Origin of the sequence: Kitasatospora sp. NPDC127121 (assembly GCF_042677305.1) — a bacterium.
Classification (GTDB): domain Bacteria; phylum Actinomycetota; class Actinomycetes; order Streptomycetales; family Streptomycetaceae; genus Kitasatospora.
The window spans coordinates 25,624-49,775 of sequence record NZ_JBHXTQ010000029.1; the positions used below are offsets into that span (position 1 = coordinate 25,624).

At 74.5% G+C, this 24,152-nt stretch carries 16 protein-coding genes, 4 tRNA genes and 1 pseudogene; 7 read left to right on the forward strand and 14 right to left on the reverse strand.

The window, feature by feature from the left end; translation table 11 throughout:
* Positions 1-60: 60 nt before the first annotated feature.
* The 4 genes and pseudogenes from ACFVHI_RS16835 to ACFVHI_RS16850 form a co-directional block, all read left to right on the forward strand.
* Positions 61-762: pseudogene (locus tag ACFVHI_RS16835) on the forward strand (NDP-sugar synthase); the annotation flags it as partial.
* A gap of 125 nt (positions 763-887) precedes the next feature.
* On the forward strand, positions 888-1,805 hold the full coding sequence (locus ACFVHI_RS16840; RefSeq protein WP_380339908.1) for an NAD-dependent epimerase/dehydratase family protein: 918 nt from the start codon (positions 888-890) through the stop codon (positions 1,803-1,805).
* Positions 1,802-2,497 carry a spherulation-specific family 4 protein gene (locus ACFVHI_RS16845; protein WP_063348622.1) on the forward strand — a complete coding sequence of 232 codons (696 nt, stop codon included), beginning with the start codon at positions 1,802-1,804 and terminating at the stop codon, positions 2,495-2,497. Before ACFVHI_RS16840 ends, ACFVHI_RS16845 begins: the two co-directional genes overlap by 4 nt.
* Before the next feature lie 22 nt (positions 2,498-2,519).
* Positions 2,520-3,560: an endo alpha-1,4 polygalactosaminidase gene (locus ACFVHI_RS16850; protein WP_380339910.1), complete on the forward strand. Its 1,041-nt coding sequence runs from the start codon at positions 2,520-2,522 to the stop codon at positions 3,558-3,560.
* Positions 3,561-3,635: 75 nt separating this feature from the next.
* On the opposite strand, the gene ACFVHI_RS16855 is transcribed toward ACFVHI_RS16850, so the two are convergent.
* Positions 3,636-3,845, reverse strand: coding sequence for a hypothetical protein (locus ACFVHI_RS16855; RefSeq protein WP_063348621.1), 210 nt, complete (start codon positions 3,843-3,845; stop codon positions 3,636-3,638).
* Between the two features lie 154 nt (positions 3,846-3,999).
* On the opposite strand from ACFVHI_RS16855, the gene ACFVHI_RS16860 reads away from it, so the two are divergent.
* Positions 4,000-4,965 carry an aldo/keto reductase gene (locus ACFVHI_RS16860; RefSeq protein WP_380339914.1) on the forward strand — a complete coding sequence of 322 codons (966 nt, stop codon included), beginning with the start codon at positions 4,000-4,002 and terminating at the stop codon, positions 4,963-4,965.
* 522 nt (positions 4,966-5,487) lie between these two features.
* Here the strand turns inward: ACFVHI_RS16860 and ACFVHI_RS16865 are convergent.
* The 6 genes from ACFVHI_RS16865 to ACFVHI_RS16890 form a co-directional block, all read right to left on the reverse strand.
* Positions 5,488-6,510 (reverse strand): C40 family peptidase, encoded by a 1,023-nt coding sequence (locus ACFVHI_RS16865; RefSeq protein WP_380339916.1) that lies wholly within the window; start codon positions 6,508-6,510, stop codon positions 5,488-5,490.
* Positions 6,507-7,718, reverse strand: a complete 1,212-nt coding sequence (locus ACFVHI_RS16870) for an SPFH domain-containing protein (protein ID WP_380339918.1) — start codon at positions 7,716-7,718, stop codon at positions 6,507-6,509. Before ACFVHI_RS16870 ends, ACFVHI_RS16865 begins: the two co-directional genes overlap by 4 nt.
* A 257-nt stretch (positions 7,719-7,975) precedes the next feature.
* A complete protein-coding gene (locus ACFVHI_RS16875; RefSeq protein WP_380339920.1) occupies positions 7,976-11,047 on the reverse strand; it encodes an Ig-like domain-containing protein in 3,072 nt (1,023 codons plus the stop codon).
* Positions 11,048-11,325: 278 nt separating this feature from the next.
* Positions 11,326-11,401 (reverse strand) — tRNA-Arg (locus ACFVHI_RS16880).
* A gap of 31 nt (positions 11,402-11,432) precedes the next feature.
* Positions 11,433-11,508, reverse strand: a tRNA-Arg gene (locus ACFVHI_RS16885).
* 223 nt (positions 11,509-11,731) lie between these two features.
* Positions 11,732-11,822, reverse strand: a tRNA-Ser gene (locus ACFVHI_RS16890).
* A 178-nt stretch (positions 11,823-12,000) separates the two neighbouring features.
* Between ACFVHI_RS16890 and ACFVHI_RS16895 the strand changes: the two genes are divergently transcribed.
* Positions 12,001-15,489, forward strand: a complete 3,489-nt coding sequence (locus ACFVHI_RS16895) for a PAS domain-containing protein (protein WP_380339922.1) — start codon at positions 12,001-12,003, stop codon at positions 15,487-15,489.
* Between the two features lie 136 nt (positions 15,490-15,625).
* On the opposite strand, the gene ACFVHI_RS16900 is transcribed toward ACFVHI_RS16895, so the two are convergent.
* Complete coding sequence (locus ACFVHI_RS16900) at positions 15,626-17,287, reverse strand: long-chain fatty acid--CoA ligase (protein WP_380339924.1); 1,662 nt, start codon at positions 17,285-17,287, stop codon at positions 15,626-15,628.
* A gap of 147 nt (positions 17,288-17,434) precedes the next feature.
* The gene (locus ACFVHI_RS16905; protein WP_063348575.1) at positions 17,435-18,292 is read right to left on the reverse strand and encodes a glycoside hydrolase domain-containing protein; all 858 of its coding nucleotides are present in this window, start codon (positions 18,290-18,292) and stop codon (positions 17,435-17,437) included.
* A gap of 152 nt (positions 18,293-18,444) precedes the next feature.
* Between ACFVHI_RS16905 and ACFVHI_RS16910 the strand changes: the two genes are divergently transcribed.
* Entirely contained in the window at positions 18,445-19,509 is a 1,065-nt protein-coding gene (locus ACFVHI_RS16910) for a DMT family transporter (protein WP_208869089.1), read from the forward strand.
* 57 nt (positions 19,510-19,566) lie between these two features.
* Here ACFVHI_RS16910 and ACFVHI_RS16915 read toward each other — a convergent pair whose 3' ends face one another.
* The 5 genes from ACFVHI_RS16915 to ACFVHI_RS16935 form a co-directional block, all read right to left on the reverse strand.
* Positions 19,567-20,352, reverse strand: a complete 786-nt coding sequence (locus tag ACFVHI_RS16915) for a pyridoxal 5'-phosphate synthase (protein WP_244293416.1) — start codon at positions 20,350-20,352, stop codon at positions 19,567-19,569.
* A gap of 507 nt (positions 20,353-20,859) precedes the next feature.
* Positions 20,860-21,189: a hypothetical protein gene (locus ACFVHI_RS16920; RefSeq protein ID WP_363370655.1), complete on the reverse strand. Its 330-nt coding sequence runs from the start codon at positions 21,187-21,189 to the stop codon at positions 20,860-20,862.
* A gap of 424 nt (positions 21,190-21,613) precedes the next feature.
* On the reverse strand, positions 21,614-22,978 hold the full coding sequence (locus tag ACFVHI_RS16925; protein WP_380339928.1) for an FAD-binding oxidoreductase: 1,365 nt from the start codon (positions 22,976-22,978) through the stop codon (positions 21,614-21,616).
* Between the two features lie 112 nt (positions 22,979-23,090).
* Positions 23,091-23,918 (reverse strand): MerR family transcriptional regulator, encoded by an 828-nt coding sequence (locus ACFVHI_RS16930; RefSeq protein ID WP_380339931.1) that lies wholly within the window; start codon positions 23,916-23,918, stop codon positions 23,091-23,093.
* A gap of 118 nt (positions 23,919-24,036) precedes the next feature.
* A tRNA-Ser gene (locus tag ACFVHI_RS16935) sits at positions 24,037-24,124 on the reverse strand.
* Positions 24,125-24,152: the final 28 nt, after the last annotated feature.

The window sequence follows — 24,152 nt, forward strand, 5'->3', positions numbered from 1 at the left end:
AATGCCCGTCCTGGTAACCAAGGTTCGTGTCCTGCACATCCTTTCCGTGGGGGAAACACCATGCATGCAGTGATCCTGGCCGGCGGTAAGGGCGTCCGCCTCCGCCCGTACACCACCGCCCTTCCCAAGCCGCTCGTCCCGATCGGCGACCAGCACGCGATCCTGGAGATCGTGATGCGCCAGCTCGCCGCCGCGGGCTTCAAGACCGTCACCCTGGCCATCGGCCATCTCGGCCACATCATCCGCGCGTACGTCGGCAACGGCTCCCAGTGGGGGCTGCGGGTCGGCTACGCCGTCGAGGACAGCCCGCTCGGCACCATGGGCCCGCTGCTCACCATGCAGGACCGCCTGCCGGAGCACTTCCTGGTGATGAACGGCGACATCCTCACCGACCTGGACTTCGCCGGGGTGCTCAAGCACCACGAGGCGTCCGGGGCGCCGCTCACCATCGCCACCTACGCCCGTCAGGTGAAGATCGACTTCGGCGTGCTGACCGCCGAGTCCGGCAGCATCACCGGCTTCCAGGAGAAGCCGAGCATCGACTACCGCGTCTCGATGGGCGTGTACGGCGTGTCCCGTTCGGCACTCGCCAAGTACACCCCCGGCCTGCCGCTGGGCTTCGACGAGCTGGTGCTGGACCTGCTCGCCGCCAAGACCCCGCCCGCCGCGTACGACTTCGGCGGCTACTGGCTGGACATCGGCCGCCCGGACGACTACGACCGGGCGAACGCCGAGTTCTCCTCCATCCGACCGGTACTGATGCCCTTCGAGTCGGCCGGCGCCGGCCAGGGCGTGGCGGAGCTGCCGATCCCGGCCGCCCGCACCGCCCCGGACGACACGGCCGAGGCTCCCGCCACCGCGGGCGCCCAGAGTGACGGACGGGCCGCGTGAGAATCCTGCTCCTCGGCGGCGACGGCTTCCTCGGCCGTCACGCCACCGCCGTCCTGCAGTCACTGCCCGGTGCCACCGTGCTGACCGCGGGCCGGCGGCCCGCCCACGACCTCCGGCTGGACCTGGCCACCGCCCAGGCCGGCCCGCTCGGCGAGGAACTGGCCGCGCTGGCACCCGACGTGGTGGTCAACTTCGCCGGCGCGGTGGCCGGCAGCGCGGTCAAGCTCGCCGAGGTGAACGCGCGCGGCCCGGCCGTGCTCTGCGAGGCGCTGCAGCTCGGCGCCCCGAAGACCCGGCTGGTGCACATCGGTTCGGCCGGCGAGTACGGCGTCTGTCCGGCGGGCAGCTCGCTGTCCGAGGACTCCGACGCCCGCCCGGTCGGCGTGTACGGCGCGACCAAGCTGGCCGGCTCCCTCGCGGTGGCCGGCTCGGCGCTGGACGCCGTGGTCCTGCGGGTGTTCAACCCTGTCGGCCCGGGGGCACCGGCGGGCTCGCTGCCCGGCCGGCTGGCCGCCGAGCTGCTCCGGGTGGCGCCCGAGGGCGCCGACGGCGTGATCACGGTCGGCGACCTCTCCGCCTACCGCGACTTCGTCGACGCCCGGGACATCGCCCGCGCGGTCGGCCTGGCCGCCGCCGCGGACCGTCCGCTCCCCCGGGTGCTCAACCTCGCCTCCGGGCAGGCCCGGCAGGTCCGGGCGATCGCGGACGGGCTGGTCGCCGCGGCCGGCTTCGCCGGCCGGATCGACGAGAGCGGGGCGGGCTCCGAGCGCTCGGCCGCGGTCTCCTGGCAGCAGGCCGACGTGTCGGCCGCCGCCCGGGAGCTCGGCTGGCACCCGGAGACGGACCTCGCCGACACCCTGCGCGACCTGTGGCTCAGCACCGCCGAGCCCGCCTACCCACCGGTCGTCGCATGACCGGCGGGATCATCCCCGACGGCCGCCTGCTGGTGCCGCTGTACGTCCACCCCGCGGTGGACCCGGCGGCCTGGCAGGCGGTCGCCGCCGCCGACCCGGGCCGGATCGCCGCCGTCGTGCTCAACCTCGCCGACGGGCCGGGCGAGAACCCGGACAACGTCTTCGCCGAGGCCGCCGACCAACTCCGCGCGGCCGGAGTGCCGTTGGTCGGCTACACCGACACCGACTACGGCCGCCGACCGCACGCGGCGGTGGTCGCCGACATCCTGACCTACCGTCAACGCCACGACATCACCGGCGTCTACCTCGACCAGGTGGCCACCCACCCGGGCGCCCTCGCGCACTACCGGCGGCTGGCCACGGCCGCGCGCGCGGCCGGCTGCGGCACCGTGGTCTTCGGCCACGGCGAGCACCCCGACCCGGGGTACGCCGAAGTCGGCCTGGCCGACCTGCTGGTCACCTTCGAGGGCGACTGGGACACGTACCGCGCGATGACGCTCCCGCTGTGGACCGGCCGCCACGCGGCCTCCCGCTTCTGCCACCTGGTGTACGACGTCCCGGCCGAACACGCCGAGGACGCCACCGCGCTGATCGCCGCCCGCCGGGCCGGCGTCGGCTGCGCCGTACCGGGCGCCGGGGAGAACCCCTGGCGCACCCTGCCCTACGGCCTGACCGCTGCTGAACTGACCTGACCTGATCCGGAGTTCGACTACCGTGAACCGCCGTACCCGGCTCCTGCCGGTCGCCATCACCATCGCCGCCGCCCTGCTGGCGACCTCGTGCAGCAGCTCAGGCTCGGACGACGACAACTCCTCGGCCGACGGCTCCCCGAGCAGCCCTCCCGCGGCCACCGCCCCGACCACCCCGGACGGCAGCACCGCCCCGGGCACCCCGTCGGACGCCGCCAGCACGCCCCCGGCCCCCGGCACGCCCAGCACCCCCGGCTCACCCACCGCGCCCGGCGCCACCACGCCCCCGGGCGCCACCACCACCCCGGGCACCCCCAGCGCCCCCGGCGGAACTCCCGGCGGCACCACCCCCCCGCCGCCGGCCGGCGCCCGCTGGCAGCCCACCCCGGGCCTCGCCTGGCAGTGGCAGCTCGGCGGCACCGTCGACCAGTCCGTGGACGTCCCGGTCTACGACATCGACGGCTTCGAGAACGACGCCTCGGTGGTGGCCGCGCTGCACGCCAAGGGCCGCAAGGTGATCTGCTACATCAACGCCGGCTCCTGGGAGAACTTCCGCCCCGACTCCGCCGCCTTCGCCAAGTCCTTGCAGGGCTCCGACACCGGCTGGAAGGGCGAGAAGTGGTTCGACATCCGCAAGCTCGACCAGCTCAAGCCGCTGATGGCGGCCCGCTTCGACATGTGCAAGAGCAAGGGCTTCGACGCCATCGAGCCGGACACCATCGAGGCCTACAACCAGAACAGCGGTTTCCCGCTCACCCCTGACGACCAGGTCAAGTACAACCGCATGCTGGCCCAGCTCGCCCACGAACGCGGCCTGGCCATCGGCCTGAAGAACGACCTCGACCAGATCCCGGCGCTGCTGCCGGACTTCGACTTCGCGGTCAACGAGGAGTGCTCGCAGTTCGACGAGTGCGACCGGGTCGCGCCGTTCGTCAAGGCGGGCAAGGCGGTGTTCCACGTCGAGTACAAGCTCGGCACGGACCAGTTCTGTGCCAAGGCCAAGTCGCTCGGCTTCAGTTCGATGCAGAAGAAGCTCGACCTGGACGCCTGGCGCAAGCCCTGCTGAGCGCCGGCGCACCGGTCCTCGGTGCACCGGTTTCCGTCGCGCGGGTGACCCTCGTCCGGGTCACCCGCGCGATGATCACTTGACCGCCAGCCAGATGACGCCGCCCAACACGGCCAGCACGATGACGGCGACCAGCGCGATCACGCCGGTACGGCCACCACCACCGCTGCTGCTGCGGCCGTAGGTGGAGACGGTGCCCGGCGCCTGCGGGGCCGCCGGGGTCTCGTCGACGAACGCCCGGAACATCTGGGTGCTGCCGGCGGGGTCGTAGTCGTTGTCAGCCATGGCACGGACTCTAACGAATCCGCCCACCTCACGGACACCCCGGACCCCTCCTGCGCGACCCCCACCACCCGGTCGTGCAACGGTGGTACGACATCCTCGTGAAGTCCGCCCGACACGCGGAATGCCGCCCGGTGCGATCCGGTTGAATCCGACCATGACCGGAAACCACAGCGACGCCCCGGGCCGGGTCCGCCTCGGCGCCTCCGACCTGTCCGTCTTCCCGCTCTCCCTCGGCGGCAACGTCTTCGGCTGGACGGCCGACGAGCAGCAGTCCTTCGCCGTCCTGGACGCCTACGCGGCGGCCGGCGGCAACTTCGTCGACACCGCCGACGTCTACTCGGCCTGGGCCCCGGGCAACACCGGCGGCGAGTCCGAGACCGTCCTCGGCAACTGGCTGCGCAGCCGCGGCAACCGCGACGACGTCGTGATCGCCACCAAGGTCGGCATGCACCCCGAGGCCGGCGGTCTGGGCGCGGCCAACATCAAGGCCGCGGCCGAGGGTTCGCTGCGCCGCCTGGGCGTCGAGCGGATCGACCTGTACTACACCCACCGGGACGACGACACCCCGGTCGAGGAGTTCGTCACCGCGCTGGACGAGCTGGTCCGCGAGGGCAAGGTCGCCGCGGTCGGCGCCTCCAACATCGGCGCCGAGCGGCTGTCCGAGGCGCTGGCCTTCGCCGACCGCGAGGGCCTGGCCAAGTACGTCGCCGTCCAGCCGCACTACAACCTGGTCTCGCGCGGCACCTTCGAGGGCCCGCTGGCCGACGTGGTCGCCGAGCACGGCCTCGCCACCGTCCCGTACTACGCGCTCGCCTCCGGCTTCCTCACCGGCAAGTACCGCCCCGGCGGCCCCGGCGTCGACAGCGCCCGCTCCGAGGGCGCCGCCCGCTACCTGGACGACCCGCGCGGCCCGAAGGTGCTGGCGGCCCTGGACACCGTCGCCGGGGAGCACGGCGTCGCACTCGCCACGGTCGCCCTCGCCTGGCTGGCCGGGCGGCCGACGGTCGCCGCCCCCATCGCCAGCGCCCGCACCGTCGAGCAGCTCCCGCCCCTGCTGGCAGCCACCACGCTCCGCCTCACCCCCGAACAGACCGCCCTCCTCGACACCGCCTCCGCCTGACCCCGCCCCACCCCGCAGGCTGCGAACCCGCCCCCACCCGGGCCCGTTCGCAGCCTGCACCCGTGCCCGGCGAACCCCACCCGGCTGAGAACACCGGCCGCAGTGATCAGCCTTGGCCCACGAACGACCGGGCACGGAACAGGACTTCAACGCCGAAGCCGCCACGGGGGCAGCCTCGCCGGAAATCCCGCCCGGGACGGGCTCTTCGACGACGAGGACCGGAAGAAGTACGCGCGCCCGGCCCTCGATTCCGCAAACAATCCGGGCCCGGGCGGTAACACCGGCAGAGTGACCGTCGGCCCCGCCGATCCGAGGGCCCGCGCCGGCACCCTCGACGAAATCCAGGAGACTTTCCGGGCGGTCGGCGAATCCGCCCCGGAAAAGACGGCCAACGCGCACGGCGCACCGGCCGATTGGCAGATCGGGCCCGAACTGCGCACCCGTTCCCTCCGCGGGGACGACCAGGTCGCGCTTCGGGCCCCCGACAGCACGCCGCTGTCGGGGGCCCGGTGCGCCCCGGCGCTACGGCCGCCCGAAGTGGGTCGGGTAGTAGCCCGAGTTGAGGGTGGACACCCGGACCGTCTTGCCGGGCCTGGGCGCCTCGACGAACTTGCCGCCGCCCAGGTAGATCCCCACGTGGTGGATCCCGGAGGCCCGGCCGCTGTCCGACCAGAACACCAGGTCACCGCGGCGCAGTTGCCCCGCGCTGATCGGCGTGGTGGCCGCGTACTGGTCGTCGGCCACCCGCGGCAGGCTGATCCCGCTGCGCCGGTAGGCCTGCTGGACGAGCCCCGAGCAGTCGTAGCCGGACGGGCCGTTGCCGCCCCAGACGTACGGCTTGCCCAGCTGGGCGAGCGCGTAGTCGATGGCCGACTCCACGCTGCCGGAAGCCGGCGCCTGGTCCGCCGACGGCGTGGCCGCGGGCCGGGCGGGAGCGGGATCCGCACCGCCGCCGGACTGGCCGGTGCGGTTCGCGTAGACGTCGTAGTGGCTGGTCCACCGCCACTCTCCGGCGCTGTTCTTGAACCAGTACTTCGACCCGTCCCAGCCCTGGCGCAGTCCGGAGGAGGAAGCGGAGGAGGCCGAACCGTTGGACACGGCGGCCGCCTTGCCGCTGGCACCGCCGGAGCCGCCCGAGCCGCCGGACTGGCCGGCGCGGTTCGCGTAGACGTCGTAGTGGCTGGTCCACCGCCACTCTCCGGCGCCGTTCTTGAACCAGTACTTCGACCCGTCCCAGCCCTGCTTCCCGGCCGCCGCGTGCGCGGACCCGGCACCGGCCGTCAGACCGACCACGCCGGCGCCCGCCAGCACGGTGGTGGCCAGGCAGGTACTCCGCACGGCGCGGTGTATTCGGCTGCCGCCGGTCGCCGTCGCGGGGCGGGCGGTGTGCGGCCGGGCCGCGCAGTTCGGGCAGCCGCAGCCCGCGATCGCGGGGATGCTGCCGGTGCTCTCCTCGAAGCCGATCAGGCCCCGGTCGAGGGCGGCGTCGAAATCGGCGTCGAGGTCGAGGCCGGGATCGGCGTACGCGCCGGTGGCTATCCTCATGCGGGTCGTCCTTCCTTCCGCCCGGCCCGTGCGGCCGGGGGCGGTACCGAGGCGGCCACTCCGGCCGGGGCGACGAAGGCGACCAGCAGCTGCTCCATCAGCGCGCTGCGGGCGGCCTCGTCCAGTTCGTGGGCGGTGGCGCGCTCCAGTCGCCGGACGGCGAGCGCCGCCGCCTCGACCGCGTCGTCCACCAGCACCGTCCGCAGGCCCGCGTCCAGGTCGGCCAGCCGGCGGCGGCGCATCGACTCGGCGACCTCGGGCGCGTAGTCCAGCGCCAGCGGCTGCGCCGAGTAGACCTCCAGGCCCGCCGGGGCGACCTCGGCGGCCAGTGCTCTGGTCAGCTCGTCGGCGAACCACTGCCCGTCCCGCAGCGCGGGCCCGGGCGCCGCGTTGCTGTCGCACGGCAGGATGGACGCGGTGCGGGTGAGCACCGCCTGGACCTGCTCGCGCAGGTAGCTCTCGTGGTCCTCGATCGCCAGCAGCGCCCGCGCGGTGTCCTTGACCCGCCAGACGATCAGCAGCCGGACGACGATCGGCGTGCCGGTCCGGTCGACCGCCTTGACCGGCTCGCTGCGCCAGTGCCGCAGCCGCACGTCCACCCGGCGCCGGCGCAGCAGCGGGTTGACCCAGACCAGGCCGGTGCGGCGGACGGTGCCCCGGTAGCGGCCCCAGCGGGTCAGCACCCGGGTCTCGCCGCCCGCGTTGGCCAGCAGCCCGGCCAGCGCGAACACCACGAGCAGGCCGACCGCGCTGACCGCGGCGACCGACTTGGCGTCCACCTCGGCCTGGCCGCTCGCCTGCGCGGCGGCGCTGCGCAGGTCGGGCAGCGCGTCCCAGTACGGGATGACGCCGTCGCGCAGCAGCATCAGCAGCACGCCTGCCACGCCGACCAGCACCACCAGCAGGGCGATCCAGCCGGGCAGGGCGGTGGCGCCGTGCTCGCGGACCGCCTGGTCGGCGCGCGGGGGGCGGCGGGAGGTGGCGGCCGTGGGGGCGCCGACCTGGGTGGTTTCCGTGATCTCGACGGTCGCCGGGGCGGCCGCCTCCAGCGGATCGCGCAGGTCGGCGGAGGCGCCGGTGGCCGGGCCGGGGACGACGACCAGCGGAGTGGTCGCGGGGCCGCCGTCGACCGGGCCGAGCGGCTTGGCCGTCTTGACGGCCGTGGCCTTGGCCAGCGGGCTGGCGCCGGAGGCGGAACGTTCCGGCAAGGCCGGTGGGAGTACCTGGGGCAGGTGGTCGGGTCGCTGCGAAGAATCGCGGGTGACGTCCATGCACGGATCCTCGGGGTCGGTGTGTCGCGCAACGGGCGGCCCGGATCTGACGGGCAGTGCCAAGATCAGGCTAAGTTCATACGTCATCAAATGCGACATTTATGATGAGGTGTGTCGACATTTGCTGACGAATCGTCCGAAGCCGACCTGACGCGCAGGCACATGAACGGGTAGTCGGGATGGTTCAGCGCAGGTCAGCGCCGCCGGACACCGTCACCACGGGCGAACACCCGGCGGGTGATCAGCCCGATCCCGGCGAGCACCAGCAGGCCACCGGCGACCCCACCGCGCCAGCCGCTCGCGGTGGACCGCGCGGCCGCCGCCTGCGAGGCCTCCGCGGCCGCCCCCACGGGCGACGCGCTCGGCGGCGCCGGCAGCGGCCCGGCATCCTCCCCGGCGGACCCGAGCGGTTCGGCCGCCACCGGCGTCGATGACGGTGGCGGTGACGGAGGCTGTGTCAGTGACGGTGTCAGTGACGGTGACGGTGACGACGCCATGACGCCGACGGCCGCCCGGGACGGGCTGGCGCCCAGGGACGGAACGGTACGGAGCGTCGGAGGGACGGAATCGGCGGAGGTGGTGGTGGGGGTGGGGGCGATCCGGACGGTCGGGACGGTGGGGGTGGCTGAAGCAACGGACGGCCCGGCCACCGCCGCCGGCGGCCGGGCGACCGCCGGAACGGCGATCGGCAGCAGCCCCGCCGGCGCCGGCGCGAGCACGGATGCAACGGGCGTCGCCCCCACAACCGGGCTCGGCGACGAGGTGACCGGGCTCGAAGGCGTGGACGTGGGTTTGGACGTGGACATGGACGTGGGCGACGTCGCGGGACGGGACGGTACAGAGGAGGCCACCGGCGCGGAAGCACCGGCCGAGGGCAACACCGGCACCGCCACGCTCGGGCTCGGCCCGACCGGCATCGGCACCGATGCCGACGCCGACGGGCTCGGCACGGTCGGCACCGAGACTGCGGGGCTGGGCCGCACGGGAACCGACGCCCCCGAACTCGGCACCGCAGGAGTCGACGCCACCGCACTCGGCACCGCAGGAGTCGACGCCGATGCCGAAGCCGATGCCGAAGCCGACGGGCTCGGCGCCGCCGCGACGCGCACCGGCACCGCATCCGCCGCCGCCCCGTTCCCCGCCAGGTCGGTCGCCGTGACGACCAGCCACTGCTGCCCGTCCGTCAGGTCCCGGTTGGCGGTGCAGGTCCAGCTGCCGTCGAGCGCCGCCGTCACCCCGCACAGCACCGTCCGCTCGCCCGCACCCGCACCCGAAGCCGAGGCCGAAGCCGGCCCCGAGGCCGCCGAGCCGCCCGCCCGCGCCGTGACCAGCACCTTCGAGCCCGGCTCGGCCCGCCCGGTGAACGTCGGCCGGCTGACCCGCAGGGTCTCCCCGGCGGCCGGCGAGCCGAGCACCGGCTTGTCCGGCGGGACGGTGTCGACGACCAGCGCGACCGCCTGCCCGGCCGTCCGGTTCCCGGCCGCGTCGACCGCGACGGGGGTGAGCAGGTGGCGCCCGTCCACCAGGTTCTCGACCGGCAGGCAGGACCACTGGCCGTCCGCCCGGACGGCGCTGCGGCAGAGTTCGGCGGCCTGGTCGGTGACCGCGACGGTGCTGCCCGCCTCGCCGGTGCCGGTGAGCTGGATCCCCGGGTCGTTGGTGTACTCCGGGAGGGTGAGGACGGGCGGTGCGGGCGGCGCCGTCTTCACGGTGACCCGGACGGCGTCGCCGCGCAGCACCACGCCACCGCTGGTGATCTCGACCGGGGTGAGGGCGTGCGGGCCCGCGGTGAGCGCTCCATCGGGCCGGCAGGACCAGCCGCCGCCGCGCTCGACCCGGGCCCGGCAGGCCGTGGCGTCGCCGTCCCGGATCTCCACCGAGGCACCGGCGACCGCTCCGTCGCCGTGGATCCGTGGACGGGCCTCGGCGAGGACGGCGCCGTCGACGGGTTCGGCGATCTCGGGCCGGGCGGCGCCGACGGTCAGTTTGATCCGCTGGTCGGCGACCTGCCCGGAGTCGGCGAAGCCGCCGGAGGGGACGAGTTGGCTGGCGTCGCGGGCGATCCGCAACCGGGCCCAGGTGTCGCCGGAGGCGGCGCCGGTCGGGACGGTCCATTCCAGGGTCGCGGTGTCGGCGCCGGCCGGGATCTCGGCCTGCACCCGCGCGGCGGGGTCGAAGCGCCCGCTGTGGTCGAAGTCGATCCAGCCGGCCAGGGTCGCGGGCTGGTCGCCGACCGCCACTGGGACGCTGAGCCGGTAGTAGCGGCCGATCGCGGCCTCGGTGGGGAAGCTGATCGACGGGTCGGCGCCCTGGTACTCGGCGCGGCCGGGCTGGAGCTTGGGCGGCGGCGGGCTGGTGAAGACGCTGCGCCGGCCGGCCCCATGGTCGAGCTGGACCAGCGGCTCGCCGGTCGACCGGTCGGCCGTGCCCGGGTCGTCGGCGGACCGGGGTCGGGTGCGGTGCGCCGGGTTGGCGGCGTCCGCGCCGAGGAACAGGTCGGAGAGCACGTGCGAGGCGTTGCCGTAGTTCTGCGGGGCGGTGCCGAGGTCCTCGTCGACGGTGACGGTGTACGCCTGGCGCAGGACGGGCGGGGTGGTGGTGCTGCCGGCCCGGGCGGTGGAGCGCTGCTCGACCCGGAAGACCGCGGTGCGCAGGGTGCCGGCGAGTTCCAGGGTGCCCTCGGAGGCGGAGCCGGCCGCGCCGTCGGAGCTGCCGTCGGCGCCGACGGGTGCGAGGGCGTTGGCGTCGACCGTCCAGCCGGGCCAGTCGGTGCGGTTGACCAGGGTGGGGGCGGAGGGTGAGCCGCCGGTGAGGGTCAGCCGGGCCGCGGTGCTGGTGGTGCCGGACTTCCCGGTGGCGAGCGCGACCAGTCCGCTGAGGTGCAGCCGGGGATTGCGGACCGGTCGGGAGAAGGCGAGCCGGAGCGTTCCGACGGTGCGCCAGGATCCGTCCGCCTGCGGGCGGTTCTCGGTGACGCTGAAGGTCTGCGCGGGGTTTCCGGGGTGCATTCCGTCCGTGTACGGCCCGGCCGCACGCCCCCCGCCGGGGCGGTCGGCCAGTTCGCCGGCCGCGGCGGCCACCTCGGTGCCCGGGGTGGCGGCGAATTCGAGTTGGACGGAGAGGCCGGAGGGCAGGACCGCCCGGCGTTCCCCCGACCAGGCGTCAGGGGACTGCTGGGCCACCGAGAGTGGGGCGTTCCAGCCGGTCAGCAGCCCGGCCACGAGGACGGTCAGGGCGGCGGCCGTGCGGGGAAACTGTCGGCCCATCCGGCTCTCCTTCACGGTCGGCTGCCGGGGTGCCGGGCAGTCTGGGCACAAGATCTGACAAAAAGGAATCACGATCCTGAGCCGGTCATACTGCGACACCTGCGCTTATGGCCGGGTCCCACCCGTTTGGCGGCCATCCGAGCGGCAGGACGGGATATACCCGAAACAGATGCATTTCATCCATTAGGCCCGCAATCCAGAACGGACGCGGCACCCGGCGCCCTCGTCCGGGCCCGGAAACGGGAGAAGCCCCCGGCCGGTAGCCGGGGGCTTCTCGCTGGTGCGCTCAGCAGGATTCGAACCTGCAACCTCTTGATCCGTAGTCAAGTGCTCTATCCGTTGAGCTATGAGCGCAAGGAACGGGCGAACCCGATCTTGCGGAGATTGGTGCGCTCAGCAGGATTCGAACCTGCAACCTCTTGATCCGTAGTCAAGTGCTCTATCCGTTGAGCTATGAGCGCTCGCCCTGATGAACAGTGCCAGCGGGGCGTTGCGGGGACAACATTACATGACCTGCGACGCGGGACGAAATCGATTGCTCCCTGCCCCCGGGCCGACCCCCTGGAGGCCGCTCGGACCCCCGGCGGCCCCGGCCTGCGGAGCAGGTCGGCGGGGCGGGTCCGGAACCGCCCCGGAGATGCCGAAAGCCCCGCCGACAAGATCGTCGACGGGGCTTTCCGGCTGCGGAGGCTGAGGGATTTGAACCCTCGATCAGGAATAACCCCGAAACCGCATTAGCAGTGCGGCGCCATAGACCGGACTAGGCGAAGCCTCCTCCACAGGGACCACGTCCGCGTGAGCGGACCCGTTCCGTGTGCCTGAGATGATGCCACAACCGTGGGGTTCGGCACCAACCACCGCCCACGTTACTAGGCGGGTCGACCCCGCCGCAAAGAAGAATGAGATACTGCCGTCTCCGGAGGAGCTGCCCTGAGCCGAGGAGACCTGTCGACGTGAGCAGCAGGCCGATCCGAGGCGCTGCTCGCCTCGCCGCCATACTCGACGCCCTGCCCGACGCGTTGTTGCTGGTGAACAGCAACGGCACCGTCGTGGACGCCAACAGCGCGGCAGTCCACGCGCTCCAGACGCCCGGCACCTCGCTGGTCGGCATGGGCGTGCTGGACCTCCTGCCCGAGTTCGACCCCAGTCGGATCCCCGGCTCGATGCGCCCGGCCGCCCGCGACGGCGACGAGCCCGACCGCCCGGTCCGGATGACCGCCCGGCGCACCGACGGCACCAGCTTCCCGGTCGAGGTCTCCGGCAACGACTTCCCCGACGACGGCACCGGCGAGGGCCGCGGCTACGGGCTCACCTCGTACGACCCGTACCGCGAGCGGTCCCGCCCGTCCTCCGCGAGCGACCTGCTCCTGCTGCTGGTCCGCGACCTCTCCAGCCGGCTCGGCGTCGAGGCCGAGCTGCGCCGCCAGCACAAGCAGACCGAGATGATCCTGCGCGCCGCCGCCGAGGGCGTGCTCGGCGTCGACCTCGAAGGCCGCTGCGTGCTGGTCAACCCGGCCGCCGCGCACATCCTGGAGTACCGGGCGAGCGAGCTGGGCGGGCGCGAACTGCACCCGCTGATCCAGCACTCCCGGGCCGACGGCACCCCGCTGGCGCTGGAGGAGTCCGCGCTGCTGGACACCCTGACCTCCGGGCGCAAGCACCGGGTGCGCGGCACCGTGCTGTGGCGCAAGGACGGCCGCCCGGTCACCGTCGACCTCACCACCGCGCCGGTGCGGGACGGCGACCAGCTGGTCGGCGCGGTGATGACCTTCACCGACCGCAGCCGCGAACTCGCCCTGGTCGCCCGCAACGAACACCTCACCGCCGTCCTGGAGAGCGAACTCGGCGGCGCGCTGTCCGCGCTGAACGAGCGGCTGGACGCGCTCGCCGCCGACCCGGCCGGGCAGCTGTGGCCGGAGGCCAACTGGACGCTGCGCCGGCTCGCCGACGAGTGCCGCCGGTTCAGCCGGCTGATCGACGGCGTGCTCGCGCACCAGCGCTCCGAGGCCGGCGAGACCGGCGAGACCGCCCCGGCGGACGGCCCGGACGCGAAGGACGGCAAGGACAACAAGGACGGCAAGGACCGCCGCAAGCCGACCGAGCGGCGGGTGCCCGTCGCCCTGGACAAGGTGGTCCGCCGGGCCGTCGAGGCGGCCGGCGAGCTGGTCGGCCCGGGCCGGGTGCGGTTCTCGGTGCACGCCGCCGCCGTCGAGGTGATCGCCGACGAACGCCGGCTCGCCCAGGCGCTGGCCCACCTGGTCGCCGACGTCAGCGGCATCGGCCTCGCCCTGGACGCCCCGACCGCCCCCTCCCCCGGCCTGGCCGCCCCCGGCGCACCCACCGCGCTGCCCTCCGGCGGCGAGCCGCCGACCGTCGTCCTGGCCGCCGCCCAGCGCGGCGAGGTCGCCCGGGTCGAGATCCGCGGGCCCGGCCTCGGCGGCAGCCCCGTCCACCTGCCGATAGCCCGCGCGGTGGTCGAGCGCCACGGTGGCGTGCTCCAGCCGCACGAGCTGCCCGGCAAGGCCGGCACCACGTACGTCGTCGAGCTGCCGTTGGACCCGGCCGCCGCGAAGGCCGCCGCCGAGCGCGCGGCCGCCGAGGGCCGCTCCGACCGGCCCAAGGAGGGCGACAGCGCCGTCCTGCCCGACCTGCCGGGCATCCCGCAGCTGCCCAGCACCGGCGAGGACGCCGAGCCGGTCGCCGACGGCGGCGAGCAGCCCGAGCGCGAGACCCCGGCCGCGGCGGCGGAGCAGCCCGCCGAGGAACCCGCCGCCGAGCGGCGCGGCCGCCGTGGCCGCCCCGCCGCCGAGGAACCCGCGCCCCCGGTCCGGACCGCCCCCGACGCCCCCGCCGACCAGTGGCCGAACGCCCCCGCCCGGATCGAGCGGGCCGTCCCCGAACAGTGGAACGGCACCGGCAACGACCCCGCGTACGGCCGCCAGGGCCTGGCCGGTCCGGACGGCGCGCAGCGCGACCCCTGGGGCAAGGACGACGGCCGCTCCGGCCCGGCCTACGCCGTCCCCGTCGAGGGCGAGCGCCCGCAGCAGCACCGGACCGGCGGGCGTGAACCGCTCGCGCTCGGCCCCGGCACCGGTGCCGCCCCCGCCGACGGCACCCCGGCGGGCGGCACGCCCACCGCGGAAGGCGCCCCGGCCGCCGACGGCGCCGAGACCAAGCCCCGTCGGCGCCGCGCCCTGCCCCCCACCGAGGACTCCTCCGGCGGCTTCGCCCTCCCCGGCGCCCCCGACACCCCGGTGTACCCCGGCCTGGAGCACGCCCTGCCGGCCGGCCCGGCACCCGCGCAGCCCGAGCCCGCCGCCGCGCCGACCGGCCGCCGTCGCCGGCTGGCCGTGCCGCCCGGCCCCGGCCAGGAGGCCCCGGCCACGCCGTCCGACCAGACCCCGCAGGAGGACCGGCCCGCGCCCGGCGGCCCCGCCGCGCTGCCGCCCGCCCGCCCGGCGCTGCCCGCCGCCGAGGACCCGTCCGGCCCCCGCCCGGTCGGCACCGGCCTCGCCGAGCTCGCGCCGCCGCGCCCGCTGGGCGGTTCGCCGACGTCCGCCGCCGGACCGCAGCCGCCCGTCCCGGCCGAGGCCAGGACCGCCCCGCGCCCGATGGCCGAGCTGCCCGCCGCCGCCGGCGACCGGACCGACGAGCAGCCGCCGACCATGGCCAGCCCGAACGGCTCGAACGGCTCGAACGGGGAGGGCGGCAGCGCCCGTCGGCTGCTGGTCTGGCCCGAGCCCGATCCGGCCACCCGGCAGGCGCTCCAGGAACGCGGCTACCGCCCGGTGATCGTCCGCTCCCGCGAGGAGGTGGACGCCCAGGTCGCCGGCTTCCCCGCGGCGCTCTTCGTCGACCCGCTGACCAGCCCGATCACCCGCACCGCGCTGCAGTCGCTGCGCACCGCCGCGCTCAACAGCCGCGTCCCCGTGCTGGTCACCGCCGGTCTCGGCCAGGCCACCCGGGACGCCGCGTACGGCGCCGACCCGGCCGTGCTGCTGCGCGCCCTCGCGCCGCGCGACGGCGAGCACCACGCCCCGCGCGTCCTGCTGGTCGAGGGCGACCCGGACATCGCCGCCGCCATGATCAGCAGCCTGGAGCGGCGCGGCATGCACGTCGAGCACGCGGTGGACGAGAACGACGCCGTCGCCCGGGCCAGCAGCGTGCAGCCCAACCTGGTGGTGATGGACCTGCTCCAGATCCGCCGCCGCCGGGTCGGCCTGCTGGACTGGCTGCGCGCCAACGACCGGCTGCACCGCACCCCGCTGGTGGTCTACACCTCGGTGGACCTCGACCCGCGCGAACTGCCCCGGCTGCGCACCGGCGAGACGGTGCTGTTCCTCGCCGAGCGCTCGACCAGCGCCGACGTCCAGTCCCGGATCGTCGACCTGCTCGGGCGGATCGGCGCGATGGGCGAGGCGGGCGTCGCCGCGGCGGGCTGACCGCGCCCTGACGCCGAAGGTCCGGCGAGATCCGCCAGGCACGCGCCTAGGGCCGGCGAGATCCACCCGGCACGCGCCGAGGGCCGGCCACCCCGCTGGAACGGGGGTGGCCGGCCCTCGGCGGTCGGGCGGGCGGCTACTCCTTGCCGAGCACCGTCACGTCCAGTTCGTCCGCCGCGTAGCTGGCGCGGATCACCTTCTTGTCGAACTTGCCGACCGAGGTCTTCGGCACCGACTCGACGATCGACCAGCGCTCCGGCAGCTGCCAGGAGGCGATCCGCCCGGCCAGGAAGGCCCGCAGCTCGCTCAGCCCGGCCGTGGCACCCGGGCGCAGCACGACCGTGGCCAGCGGGCGCTCGCCCCACTTCTCGTCCGGGACGGCGACCACGGCGGCCTCGGCCACCTCGGGGTGGGCCATCAACTGGTTCTCCAGTTCGACCGAGGAGATCCACTCGCCGCCGGACTTGATCACGTCCTTGGCCCGGTCGGTGAGGGTCAGGTAGCCGTCGGCGGTGATGGTGCCGACGTCGCCGGTGCGCAGCCAGCCGTCCTCGGAGAACTTGTCGTCCGGCCGGACCGGGTCCTGCCCGGCACCGCCGTAGTAGGCCCCGGCGATCCACGGGCCGCGCACCTCCAGCTCGCCCGCCGCGACGCCGTCGTGCGGCATCCGCTCACCGGACGGGCCGACCAGCCGGGCCTCGACGGAGGCCGGGAAGATGCCCTGGGTGACGCGGTAGGGCCACTCCTCCTCCGGGGTGAGGCCGCCGGGCGGCTGGGCGAAGGAGCCGAGCGGCGAGGTCTCGGTCATGCCCCAGGCGTGCAGCACGCGGATGCCGTGGCGCTCCTCGAAGCCCTTCATCAGCGAGGGCGGGCAGGCGCTGCCGCCGATGACCACCATGCGCAGGCTGGAGGTGTCGTAGTCGCCCGCGTCGAGCTCGTCCAGCAGGCCGCTCCAGATGGTCGGGACGGCGGCGCCGACGGTGGGCCGGACGGCGGCGATCATCTCGGCCATCGGCTTGGGCTGGAGGAAACGATCCGGCATGAGCAGGTTGGCGCCGGACATGAAGGCGGCGTGCGGGATGCCCCAGGCGTTCACGTGGAACATCGGGACCACCGGCAGCGCGGTGTCGCGCGGGGTGAAGGCGAAGTTGTCGCCGGTGTTGACCTGGAGGCAGTGCAGGTACACCGAGCGGTGGCTGTAGAGCACGCCCTTCGGGTCCCCGGTGGTGCCGGAGGTGTAGCAGAGCACGGCGGCCTCGCGCTCGTCGAGGTCGCTGCGCCACGGGTAGGCGGTGGGCCGGCCGGCGATCAGCTCCTCGTAGTCGTGCACGGTGCCCGGGAAGCCGGCCAGCAGCGAGCGGTCGGCGGGGCCGTTCACCACGATGTGCCGGAGCGTCGGGGCGAGGTCCGGCAGGACGGCGGCGAGCAGCGGGAGCACGCTGCCGTCCACGATCACCGCGTGGTCGGCGGCGTGGTTGACGATGAACGACAGCTGGTGGGCGGGCAGCCGCAGGTTGAGCGTGTGCAGCACGGACCCCATGGCGGGGACGGCGAGGTACGCCTCCAGGTGGACCGAGTTGTTCCACATCAGGGTCGCGACCCGGTCGTCCCCGGTCACCCCCAGTTCGTCGCGGAGCGCGTGGGCGAGCTGCGCGGCCCGCGCCCCCACCTCGGCGTACGTCCGCACGACCGGCCCGGTGCCGTCCCAGGTGGTGACGGTGGACCGGCCGTGGATGGTGGACCCGTGCTCCAGAATCCGGGCGACGGTGAGCGGGACGTCCTGCATCGTGCTGAACACGGGTCCTCCTTGACCTGGCGGCACTGGCGGCTGCGCCTGCGGCACCTACCGGGCGGTAATGCGCGCGGACGTGCCCGATTGTGCCGCCCCGCCCCACCCGCTGTCAGTATCCCGGCCCCGTTGCCCGGATCACGGATCGGCGACGCGTCAGCCGGCGGTCGGGCCGTCGACGTGGTTGCGGTCGATCGTGAGGGCGGCGCCGCCGTAGGTCTCCTCGACGTTGCCGCGGTACTGGTGGACGCGCTGGTGGTCGCCCCAGAGGCCGGAGCCGAGGGCGCCGGAATCGGCGGTGTCGGCCCGGTCGTCCCAGCGGGCGTACCAGAGGGCGTCGGGCAGCGGGAAGCTGCCGGCCCGGGCGGCGGCGGCCAGGTCGGCGATGCCGGAGTCGAGGCTGGAGTAGAAGCCGGAGCGGTAGCCGGCGGCGTGCAGGGCCTGGGTCCAGCCGACGGCGAAGTCGACCACGGCCTGGCCGCAGGCGGGGTCGTGCATCGGGTAGGCCTCGATGTCGAGGTAGACCGGGCCGCCCTTGCCGAATCCGAGCGAGCCCATCGCGTGGACGGCTTCGGTGGCCTCGTCCCGGCCCTGCTCGACCGCGTGGGCGGGGTCGATCCGGCGCGGCTTGCGGGCGAGTTCGCTGCACGGCGCCTGGAGCCCGACGTGGGCCGGCAGGAAGCGCCAGCCCAGTGCGCGGGCCTGGCGCACCCACTCGGCGGTGAGCCGGGGCTGGCCGCAGCCGCGCTGGGCGCCGCTGACGTAGATGCCGAGCGCGCCGTACGGGGAGACCCCGTGCCAGGCCCGCAGGGTGTCGAGGGGCGGCGCGGTGCAGGCGTCGAAGGCGGGGCCGGTGAAGTCGTCGTGGATCCTGGGCGGGCCGAACCGGTCGGGCAGGGTGAGGGCCCGGATGCGGGGAAGGGCGGCGGCCCCGGCGCTCACGCCCGTCCCGTCGGTGGCCAGCAGGAGCACGAGGGAGGCGGCGAGCAGGGCCGCGGGGCGGAGATAGCGCACCCGCCCTTGCTACTGACGGACCATCGGACGAATGCGGCAACCACGCCGGGCGCACCGGGCGAGCCCACCCTTTCGGCCGCACCCGTCCACATCCGTCCCGATAGTTGTAACGAGCTTGCCCGTTCATCACTCCTTACGGCAAACTCGCCCATATGCCCAGCTCCCATCCCAGCGAAACCACCGCCCCGATGCCGGCTGCCGCCGTCGCCGAGGCGCTTGCCATGCCGCCCGCCCCCCAGGGCGAGCCCGCCGGCGAGCGGGGCAGCTGGCGACGAGGCGGGACACCCGGCTCCACGGCACCGCCCGACGCGCCCCCCGGCCGGCCCACCGGCCGACTCCCGAAGGTCCTGCGGCGCCCGGAGAGGATCCCGGCGCCGCTTCTCTGTCTGACCGCGATGTTCCTGGTGCAGACCGGGATCGCCCTGTCCAAGCCGCTGTTCGGCCCGCTCGGGGTCAGCGGCACCACCTTCCTGCGGCTGGGCTTCGCGGCGGTCATCCTGCTCGCCGTCACCCGGCCCCGGCTGCGCGACAAGCGCCCGCGCGACCTCGCCGCGGCGGCCCTGCTGGGCGTGGCCTCGGCCGGGATGACCTTCCTGTTCGCCGGGGCGATCGACCGGCTGCCGATGGGCACCGCCGCGACCATCGAGTTCCTCGGCCCGCTCGCGGTCGCCCTGGTCTTCGCCCGGCGCGCCAGCCACCTGCTCTGGGCGCTGCTCGCCGCCGGCGGCGTCGTCCTGCTGACCCTGCTCGGCGAGGGCGGCGACGGGGGCGGGCTCGACCCGGTCGGCCTGCTCTACGCCTTCGGGGCCGCCGCCTGCTACGCCGCGTACATCCTGTTCACCGACAAGGTCGGCGCCGCCTTCCAGGGCTTCCAGGGCCTGGCGGTGTCGATGACGGTCGGCGCGCTCGCCCTGGCGCCGTTCGGGCTCGGCCAGGCCTGGGACGGGCTGACCGCGCCCGGCGCCTCGCCGCTGGGACTGCTGGCCGCGGTGGCCGGGGTGTCGCTGCTGCTGCCGGTGATCCCGTACGCGCTGGAGATGACCGCGCTGCGGCGGATGCCGCAGCGGGTGTTCAGCGTGCTGGTCAGCCTGGAGCCGGCGGTCAGCGCGCTGGTCGGCCTGGTGGTGCTCGGCCAGCTGCTGGGCGTGCCGCAGCTGGCCGGGATCGGCTGTGTGGTGGCGGCCAGCGTGGGAGCCACGCTGACCGGGCGGCGGTAGGGCCGCACGGCGGCGGGGCCCGGCCAGGCCGGGCCGGGCCCTTGGGCCGTCAGACCGTTACGGCCACAGCAGGGTGCGCGACCACTCCGGGGTCCGGACCGGGCCGGTGCGGGTGTAGCGCAGCCGGACGTGCCGGCGCTGCGCGTCGCCCTGCCAGTACTCCACCTCGTGCGCCCACAGGGTGTAGACCGCGTGCCCGGCCGCGACCGCGTCCGGAGTGGCCTCCAGCCGGCGGCGGGCGACGGCGACGGCCTCGTCGTACTCGGCGAGCGAGGCCATCGGCTCGCTCTGCCGCCCGACCAGCGCGCCGACCCGGGCATCCGGGGAACGGGTGGCGAACTCGGCGGCGGCGACCAGGTCGGCGGCCCGCTCGACGGTGCCGCGAACCCGCACCTGGCGGCCCAGCTGGGGCCAGTAGACGGTCAGCGCGGCGGCCGGGTGGTCGGCCAGCTGGCGGCCCTTGGGGCTGTCGGCGGCGGCGGAGAAGACCCAGCCGGTGCCGGACGCGTCGACGTCGCGCAGCACCAGCACCCGGGCGTCCGGCAGGCCGTCCGCGTCGACCGTGGAGAGGGTGACCACCTGCGGGTCCGGCACGCCGGCGGCCAGCGCGGTGGCGAGCCAGTCCACGAACAGCGGGCCGGGCTCGGCGGGCGCGGCCTCGGCGTCGAAGGTCGGCAGCGGGCGGGCCATCGGCGGGCGGCCGAGCAGCAGCTCGGGCACGGACTTCGGCTCGGGCCGGTGCTCGGCCGGCTCCCGGCGGGCGTCCGGCCCGGGTCGCGGATCCGGCTCCGGTGCAGGCCAGGCCTCGCCCGGGCCGGTCAGGCCCTCCTCCTCCGCCGCCATCGCGCGCCCTCTCTTCCGGTTGCCGCGGTCGCCGCCCCGGCCGGGCCGTGGTTCCCGGGCCCGGGCACGTGGTGCGCTGTCGGAGCGCAACCGTACCGCCGAGCACCGACGGCTCCGGGCGCGGGCCCTCGCTGGACGCGTTCGGGGCGTCCGGGCGGGCCTCGGCGGGCGGTCCCGAGCGGAGTCGGCGGTGCCGGGCAGCCGGCGATGTCGGCGGTGCCGGACAGCTGGCGGTGCCGGACAGCTGGCGGTGCCGGGCAGCCGGCGACGAGCGGGCCCGTGCGGTTCGCGCCCGGCTCCGGACGCACTCGTGGGCGGTGCCGATGGCGGCACCGCCCACGAGGCCGGCTTCACGGCGACCCTTTCCGCTGGCCGGTCATGCGCTGTTCTGATCCGCGCCCGGGCGGGAATTCCGCCCGGAGACTGGTTCGAGCCCCTCCGCGAGCGCTCAGCTCACCCGCGGCCGCCCACCTCCGGCGCCCCCGCCGTCGGTGGTGCCCGATCGGATCAGTGGAAGATCGGGGCGAACACGACGTTGATGTTCTTGTTGGACTGCCCGGCCAGGATGGTGCCCGCGTTGTCCTTCACCGCGAGGGTGTTGTTCTGGTTCGAGGCGCCGGCGCCGGTGGCGGTCTGCTGGGTGGAGATGTAGTTGCCGTCGACCCCGCCGAAGACGTTGCCCGTGCCGACGTTGGACACCACGCCGGCGTTGGAACCGGCGGCGGCGCCCGCACCGTTGTCGGCGGCCGCAGCGCCGGCCCCGGCCAGCAGCAGGCCGGCCGCGAGCGGGGCGGCGAGCAGGAGTCCGGCCACCCGGCGGGTGTGGATGCGAGCCATGAGAGCCTCCAAGAAGCTGTAAATCGTGCAATTGTCGAGCAAGGGGTGCGGGAGTTCGCCGGCCAGACGAACACCTGCTGGCTGCGACGCCGAGAGACAGACTTCCGCAACAAATCGACAAAGCACTAGTCGGCGGGGCAGTTTTCGCCCGTTAGCGTGATATCCACCCGGGCTGCGCATAACGGACCGAAAATCGGACAGTGCGCCGACACACCTCTCTGAGCTGGCACTTTGCCCGAACGGCGACCTCTCGGAGGACCCTCCAGGTAGGGCGCTTCGCCATCACGCGAACCACCAGGCGCACCACCCCGGCGCAGGAAAATCAGGAAACGCGCCCCCAAAAAGTTCGACTACCCTCCCATGTCGACTTTTCCGGCCATTCTCAGGCCATCGGAAAGTCGTACTGGAATAGGGGGAAATACCATCAGACCATCTTGCCCGGGTTCATGATTCCCAACGGATCGAAGACCGCCTTCAGCTGTCGCTGGAGGTCCAGCGCGACCGGCCCCAGCTCGCGTGCCAGCCAGTCCCGCTTGAGCAGCCCCACCCCGTGCTCCCCGGTGATCGTGCCGCCCAGCTCCAGCCCCAGCGCCATGATCTCGTCGAAGGAGCGCTGCGCCCGCGCAGCCTGCTCCTCGTCCGAGCCGTCGAAGATCACGATCGGGTGGGTGTTGCCGTCCCCGGCGTGGCTGACCACCCCGATGGTCAGCGCGTGTCGCTCGGCGATCGCCGCCACACCGTTCAGCATCTCGGCCAGCCGGGAGCGCGGCACCGCCACGTCGTCGATCATCGTGGTGCCCAACCGGTCCAGCGCGGGCAGCGCCAGTCGCCGGGCCTCCAGCAGCAGCTGCGACTCCGCCTCGTCCTCGGCCGGCACCACCTCGGTCGCCCCGGCCTCCCGGCAGAGCTCCGCCACCCGCGCCAGCCCGGCCTCCCGGTCCGGCCCGTCGAAGGCCACCAGCAGCAGCGCCCGGGTCGTCTCCGGCAGCCCCATCCGCCCCAGGTCGTTGACCGCCCGCACGCTGACCGCATCCATCAGCTCCATCAGCGACGGGGTCAGGCCGCGCGCCATCACCTCGCAGACGGCCGCGCCCGCCGCGTCCGCGCTCGGGAACTCCGCCGCCAGCGCCAGCTGCGGCGCCGGCGCGGGCCGCAGCGCGAGCACCGCCCGGACCACCACGCCCAGCGTGCCCTCCGAGCCGACCAGCAGCCGGGTCAGGTCGTACCCGGCCACGCCCTTGGCCGTCCGGCGCCCGGTGGACAGCAGCCGCCCGTCCGCCAGCACCACGTCCAGGCCGAGCACGTACTCGCTGGTGACGCCGTACTTCACGCAGCAGAGCCCGCCCGCGCCGGTGCCGATGTTGCCGCCGATCGTGCAGGACTCCCAGCTGGACGGGTCCGGCGGGTACGAAAGCCCCAACTCCTCTGCTGCTCGGGACAGTTCGGCGTTCACCACGCCGGGTTCGACCACCGCGATCCGGTTCACCGGGTCGAGCTCCAGGATCCGGTTCAACTTCACCATCGACAGCACGATGCAGCCGTCCACGGCGTTCGCCGCCCCCGACAGCCCGGTCCGCGCCCCCTGCGGCACCACCGGCACCCGCAGCGCGGTGGCGGTGCGCAGCACGTGCTGCACCTGCTCGACCGTCTCCGGGAACACCACCACGGCGGGCGCACCGGCGGCGCAGAAGCCGGCCATGTCATAGCGGTAGGCGGCGGTCACGTCCGGATCCACCACCACCGCCCCGGCCGGAAGGCCCTGCGCCAGTCGGTCCGTCAGGTCACCCATCGCCGCCTCCACTCGCCGCCCGCCGCCTCCACCGCACTCTGCCCGCCCGCCGGAGGCCCGGCAAGTGGGCCCCGGCGGGATCTGCGGGGCGTGGACCTCGGCCGGGCAGGGCCTACCGGCGGACCACCGGCTCCTGGAACTCCGTGACCCACCGCGCCGGGTCGTCCGGGCACTCCAGGTAGAGCTCCCGGGCGTAGCCGGCCGAGCGGTAGCCGTTCGCGTCGATGAAGCGGGCCAGCTCCTGGAAGCTCCCCATCGCCTCGTCCATCGAGCCGCGGTGCACAACCGTCGCCGCCTCCTCGATCGGCGGCAGGTCGAGCACCGCGAAGCCGTACCAGCCCGGCTCCACCGCCGGCCCGACCGGGACGGCCACCCGGATCAGCACCGTGCCCTCGCCCTCCGGCACGTCCTCGTACCGGGCGACGGACGGGCCCGCCTCGGCGATCCCGGCCTCGGCCAGCCGCCGGCACAGCTCCGCGAACAGCGGGCCGATCACCGGTCCGATGTCCTCCGGCTCGTAACTCGCGGCCACCGCGGTCAGTTCGGCCACCCGGACGGACGGCACCCGCTTCAGCACGACGTCGTGTGCGGACATGGTCCCCTCGCTCTCGATCGTCCGGAGCCTCGCCTCCACCCTGGTCAGCCGCTGCTCGTCCGCGGCGATCGCCTCGGCGAGTTGGGCCCGGCGCAGCCGCAGCATCCCGCGCAGTTCGGCCGCGTCCACCTGCTCGTCCAGGACGGCCCGCACCTGCTGCAGCGTGAAGCCGAGCTCCTTGAGCGCGATCACCCGGTTGAGCCGGGCGAGTTGGGACGCCTCGTAGGACCGGTACCCGCTGACCGGGTCCACCCTGGCGGGCCGCAGCAGCCCGATCGCGTCGTAGTGGCGCAGCATCCGCACCGACACCCGGCCGTGGCTGGCGAAGTCTCCGATGTTCAACATGGTGCCCCCACTCCACCCCCTGCCACCGTGTCAGGGTCAACCCCCGCCGGCCGCAAACGCGAAAGGCGGGTGCCGAGTGATCTCGGCACCCGCCCTGAGCAGGTGGTTCTCCAACCAGCGGAGAGCGTGGGATTCGAACCCACGGTACGGGGTCACCGCACGACAGTTTTCAAGACTGTTCCCTTAGGCCGCTCGGGCAGCTCTCCAGGCGGAGGTCAGCCTAACGGGTCCGGC